Source organism: Sulfurovum sp. (genome assembly GCF_049668085.1).
Lineage (GTDB): Bacteria > Campylobacterota > Campylobacteria > Campylobacterales > Sulfurovaceae > Sulfurovum.
In genome coordinates this window covers 22,940-29,107 of the sequence record NZ_JBATIY010000038.1, presented here as the reverse complement: position 1 = coordinate 29,107, position 6,168 = coordinate 22,940, and the positions used below count along the sequence as shown (strand labels likewise).

The window sequence follows — 6,168 nt, the reverse complement described above, 5'->3', positions numbered from 1 at the left end:
CATAAACTCAGTCATTTTTAACATAGGATACATATAGGCAATGTAATACTTAGGGTCAAGTATTTTCGCTTTCCCATTCTCAATGAGGATAGGGTAAGGAAGCATTGCTGCATTCTTCCTACCAATTCTTTTAGTAAATTTACGTGTTCTTTTGGAGAGTTTAATAGCCACAAGTGTTGAACCATTTTCCAATGTTTGGGTAAAGGCTACTTTGTCATTATCTTTGAGTTTTTCCAGAAGATCATCTCCAGAAGCGACTTCTATCATATCTTCATAATGAGGCATACCGTTCATAAATTGATATTTCGGTAAAAGTTGGAATTTCAATGCATCTTTTGAATTTTTTAAACTTGGGAATGCTTCGATAAGTTTGACTAAGATGATGTTAGCTGCTTTTTCATCATAGTCATCTTGTAAATATCCTTTTGCCAGATAAAGTGGATTTATAATACTGAACGTTTTCTCTTTTGTGTCGACAAGAGCACGCAATGATGCTATAAAGCCTCTATTTTTCTTACTAGCCATAGTGACTAAAGATTTATCTGTAAAGGCAACAGAAATGAGTGTACCTTTCTTATCTACAGGAACAGATGCTAAGATCTCAAAGCCGGCAGTTTTGAGTTTTTCTTCAACGGTTTTTACATCCATGAATTTTCCACGAAGATGTGCCGAAATCCTTCCTTGGTTTACTTCACCGATCCTTATATTTGTACTGGAATGTAGCTTCTTTTTCTTATCAAATCTATGCGGTATGTAATTTGGAGGTACGCGTTTTGAGAATTTTATACTTCTGTCTAGCACATCTATATTCTTTTTGGATTTGAATGCCACAGGTACTTTGGGTACACTTGGTATAGCAATATTTACAGTTCCACTATTGGTTTCAATACATTGTATTTTGTACTGTTTTGTGTTATTGCCTTCTAGGACAGGAGTATCTTTCTGTGATTTCTGAACAACTTTAAAGAGCTCTTTTTTGGCTACTGCTTCATTTTCCTCTGTTTCTATTTTACATATTTGCTTTAGCGGATTGGTATTTGTTATGGCTTTCATACCAAATGCAGTCAAGACCTCAGGTATCTCTTTATCTAATTTATTAACAAGGCCTACTCTTTTTTCATCACTGATATCTAATGTCGTTGACCAGTTCTCTAGTCTTAGCATACCAATGATCATTTTATTGCTTCCTTTTTTAATGTAGACATACATAGTGCAAGGGGCAAATAAACCTGCTTCAGGATGGGCACCTTCATTGTCAAAAACGTTATAAGAAAATTCTAAGTGACAGAGTGAATAAGTCCAAAAGGCATCATATCCTTCAAGAATCTCTTCAGCATCATCTCTTCCCTCCATAAAATTATGATAGCCGGCAATGAGATACCCTTTATCAATAAAAGCAAGTTCAAATTGGTTTTGGAACGTTTCAATGAATTCATCTAAATCTTCTGGTGCTTCAAACTCATATTCAAAGTTGTGCATACGGTTTTCAGGAAGTTTTTTATACGTTTGGTATGACTTAGTATACTTCAACCCTCTCGCACTAAATTCTGCTTCTACTTTTGCATCAAGAGGTGCAACAGAAGCCGTAAATTCTTCTCTTACTTTTTTGTCTTCTATCCCTATCATATCGAGGAACGCTTCTGGCATGATATGACCAACATGTGTCATATTTTCATCCAACTTTTTATAGATAAGCATATTGAATGGCGCAGTAGATGCAATACGAGGATCGATATTAAGGAGTGGCAGTATGGCCTTGTCATTTACAACAGATAAAAAACTAAGTGTATCTAAAACGGTTGAACCGTATTTGCTTTCATATTGATCATTGACTCTGTGGTGAGGATCTGTGACTTCGTAGTCAATTGTTTTTAACTCATCTTCCACAATTCTCTCATACTGTTTCTCTATATTTCCTTCTAATGTATACATAACTGCTAAAGCGTTATTGGGTACAGGTATATCTTGTACAACGATCGGTTCTACTTTTTTTGCTTCTACGGGTTTCTTTTGAACTACAGCTTTTTCTGCGGGGGTCGAGAGTACTTTTGGCGTTTCTTTAAGTGGATTGACGTTCGATACTGCCGTCATACCAAATTCACTTAAAATTTCTGGTATTTCTCGATCAAGCTGTTCGACAAGCGCAAGTCTTTTTTTATCAGTAATGTCCAATGTATCAGACCAGTTATGCAGTCTAAACATTCCAACGACAAGTTTATTGGTACCTTTTCTAATATACATATACATGGTACAAGGGGCAAATAAACCTGCTTCAGGACGTGCTCCTTCATTATCAAACATATTGTAGGAAAATTTCAGATGACAAAGAGAATAGGTCCAAAAAGCAGCATAGTCAGAGAGTATATCTTCTGCATCATCCGTGGTTTCCATAAAGTTATGATATCCAGCGATAAGATAGCCTTTATCGATAAAGGCAAGTTCAAACTTATTTTGGAATCCATCGATAAAATCGTCTATATCTTCAGGGACTTCAAATTCATATTCGAAATTGATCATCTTTTCTTCTGGAAGCTTTTTATAGGCCATATAGGATTTCTCGCCACCTAACTCTTGTTCCATCATGCTATCGAGTGATTTAAAGGAAGCAGTAAACTTCTCTTTTACCTCTTTGTCCTCAATTCCCAAGATCTTCAGCATGACCTTAGGCATCAGGTGTCCAACATGTGTTCTATTTTCATCTAGTCTTTTGTGAATAAGCATATTAAATGGTGCAAATCCTGCAATACGTGGATCTATGTTAAGCAGTGGTAAGATCACTTCATCATTGACCACAGGCATAAAACTAAGAACATCGAGTATCGTTGAACCATATTTCGTTTCATATTGGTCATTTACTCTTTTGTGGGGATCATTGAGTTGAAAACCTATACTTTTTAGTTTCTTTTCTACAAGAGTATTGTACTTGTCTTGCGCATTGCCATCGATAGTATAGAATACTGCCAATGCATCATCATTTGAAGATACTGTAGAAGTGCTTTCTTGTGCTGCCGTAGCGAAGAGCAGAGCAGGTAGAAGTAAGACAAAAAGTAGTATTCGATTTATAAGATTATTCACATGAATCCTTTGGACAAGTATTATGTATAGGATAGCATAGAATTTATATATATAATAAATAGAAGTTATTAATTTACTCTAGGAGGTATATGAAACGCTACTAAAAGTGACTGGCAGGTTGGAGAGATAGAAAGAAGGAGGAAATCCTTCTTATCTATGTAAATAATGATCAATTAGTCTTTAAGTGTTTTAACAGAATCGTTTAGGTTCTCTGAAACAGATTTCACAGACTCTCTCTGGTCATTTGAAATTGTTTTTGTTGCTGCAGAACTTTCTTCATTCACAGATTTCACAGAGTCTTTTGCATCACTAGAGATCGTTTTTGTAGCATCACTTGTGTTTGTTGCAATAGAGTTGACAGAATCTCTTGAATCACCAGAGATAGTACTTGTAGTACTGTTAATGTCACTTGAAACAGATTTTACAGAATCTCTTGAATCCCCAGATACTGTTCTTACTGAGTCAGCTGAATCAGCAGAAACAGACTTTACAGAATCTCTTGAGTCAGTAGAAACAGTTTTGACAGACTCTTTGGAATCTTTAGATAAAGTCACTACAGACTCTTTTGTATCAGTACTAAACGTTGTACTGCTTTCTTTTAGATCACCAGTAGTTGTCTTGAGTGAATCTTTTGCATCACTTGAAAGTGTTGTAGTAGCACTACTTACATCATTGCTTGTGTTTAATTCCACTGTTTTGATATCATCAGAAGCTTTGATTGTAGTATCTTTTGCATCTGCACTTACATTTGTCACAGTTCTTTCAGCACTTTTAGATGTTTCAACAGCACCATCTTTTGTAGCTACAACACTGTCTTTAGCATCTTTACTCATGCTTACAGCAGCTTCTTTCATATCTTTGAACATATCATTGAAGTCGAAATCAGCTTGCGCACCTGTTACCAATAATGTAGCCACTGCTACAGAAGTTGTAATTATCTTTTTCATAGGTGTATCCCTTTTAATTAATTATTTGGCAGTATTATATATTAAATTATATTAATTATAACTTAATCTTTTTTAATAAAAGAGATAATCTATTATTATATTATAGAATATAAAGTTATTACTTAGTAGTTATACTATATCTATAGTTTAGGAAATAGGGTTGGGAAGTAAGAAGAAGAACAGCCTTTATGAAAGGTTGCTCTTTATAAGGTTTCAGTTCAATAAGATTATTTTTTGTTATTTTTCTTTTTCATATGTTCTGCGTATTCTTCTTTTGTAATGGACTTGGTATCTTTTCCTTGAGTGATATCTTTAAAAGAGTCATTGATATTTGATGCAACCTCGTCTATAGATTCTCTAGTATCATCTGAAACGGTTTCAGATATATCACTTGTTGCAGTTGCTGTAGACTCTATAGCATCACCGGTATCACTTGTAACTGCTTTAGTTGAGTCTTCAAGATTGGTTGCAACAGAATTAACAGAATCTTTAGAGTCATTTGAGACATCTTCTATAGAATCTTTAGTATCATTTGAAACAGTTTTAAGGGAATCGACAGAATCGCTAGAAATTTTTTCCACTGCATCACTTGCATCTTCTGAAACAGCTTCGAACGAATCTTTAGCATCATCTGAGACATCTTCTATAGAGTCTGATAGATCTGAAGAAACAGCATCTACACTATCTTCCATGTCAGTATATACTGCATCTGTTGCATCTTTAGCATCTTCACTTGTATCTGAAACAGCATCTTTTGTATCTTCAGATACGGCCTCAATGGCATCTCTGCCATCTTTAAATGTTTCTTTTGTAGAAGTTTCGATATCATCAGAAACTTTCTCTGAAACATCTTCGACATCAGAACTGACTGCACGTGTTGATCTTTCAGCACTTTTAGATATCTCTTCTGCACCCTCTGTTACAGCAGTCATGCTATCTTTTGCATCATCAGTCATGGCTTCAGCAACTTCTTTCATATCATCGAACATATCTCCAAAGCTAAAGCCAGCTTGAGCATGTGTTAACAAAGCAAGAACTGCTAAAGTAGTCATCGTTTTTTTCATTCTGAAACCGTTTATTCTGTATATTATGATTGATGGTATCAAGAGTTATTTTAAACATCTCTTAAAGTAGATGTTATCAAATTAGTCGCTGTAATTATGGATGTTTTTTATAAGAAGTATAAGCAACCCAAGAGTGAGTTGCTTATGAAGATAGATAGTCATGCCATCTACCTAAAGATATTAGTCGTTAATTGTTTTAACAGAATCGTTTAGGTTCTCTGAAACAGACTTCACAGACTCTCTCTGGTCATTTGAAATTGTTTTAGTTGCAGCTGAACTTTCTTCGTTTACAGACTTAATAGCATCTCTTGTATCGCTAGAGACAGTTTTTGTAGCAGCACTTGACTCTTTAGCAGTTGTATCTATAGCAGATCTTGTATCAGCAGAAATAGTTTTCACAGAGTCAGCAGAATCAGTAGAAACACTTTTCACAGAGTCAGCAGAGTCAGCAGAAACAGTTTTCACTGAGTCAGTAGAGTCAGTAGAAACAGTTTTTAAAGAGTCAGCAGAGTCTTTAGAAACACTTTTTACTGCATCTGTAGAATCTTTAGAAACAGCGATAGTAGAATCTTTGAACTCTTTAGAAGCCACAGTTCCAGAATCTTTAAGATCTTTTGATGTATTCGTAATAGCATCTTTTGTATCAGTTGATACAGCATGTACAGTATCTCTACTGTCTTTAGATGTAGAAACTTCAGCTGTTTTAAGATCATCAGAAACTTTTACTGAAGTATCTTTTGTGTCAGCACTTACATTAGTAACTGTTCTTTCAGCACTTTTAGATGTTTCAACTGCACCATCTTTTGTAGCAACAACACTGTCCTTAGCATCTTTACTCATACTTATAGCAGCTTCTTTCATATCTGAGAACATATCTCCAAAGTCAAAATCAGCTTGCGCGCTTGTTACCAATAATGCAGCTACTGCTACAGAAGTTGTAATTATTTTTTTCATGTTATATAACCCTTTTTTATAGTTTGTGTTTGCATAAATTATACTATATGTTATATTAAATATAACTTATATAAAATAGTATAGTATAATATTAACAAATATTGGCTCATAATGTAACATTGTTATCA

At 34.7% G+C, this 6,168-nt stretch carries 4 protein-coding genes; all 4 read right to left on the bottom strand.

Features of this window, described 5'->3' with window-relative positions; translation table 11 throughout:
- Positions 1–3,075 (bottom strand): hypothetical protein (locus WBM70_RS02655; RefSeq protein WP_424556969.1); only part of this gene is annotated, 3,075 nt, incomplete at its 3' end.
- 173 nt (positions 3,076–3,248) lie between these two features.
- Positions 3,249–4,022, bottom strand: a complete 774-nt coding sequence (locus WBM70_RS02650) for a hypothetical protein (protein ID WP_424556968.1) — start codon at positions 4,020–4,022, stop codon at positions 3,249–3,251.
- A gap of 227 nt (positions 4,023–4,249) precedes the next feature.
- Complete coding sequence (locus WBM70_RS02645; protein ID WP_424556967.1) at positions 4,250–5,086, bottom strand: hypothetical protein; 837 nt, start codon at positions 5,084–5,086, stop codon at positions 4,250–4,252.
- A gap of 180 nt (positions 5,087–5,266) precedes the next feature.
- Positions 5,267–6,040, bottom strand: a complete 774-nt coding sequence (locus WBM70_RS02640; RefSeq protein WP_424556966.1) for a hypothetical protein — start codon at positions 6,038–6,040, stop codon at positions 5,267–5,269.
- Between the last annotated feature and the right edge of the window lie 128 nt (positions 6,041–6,168).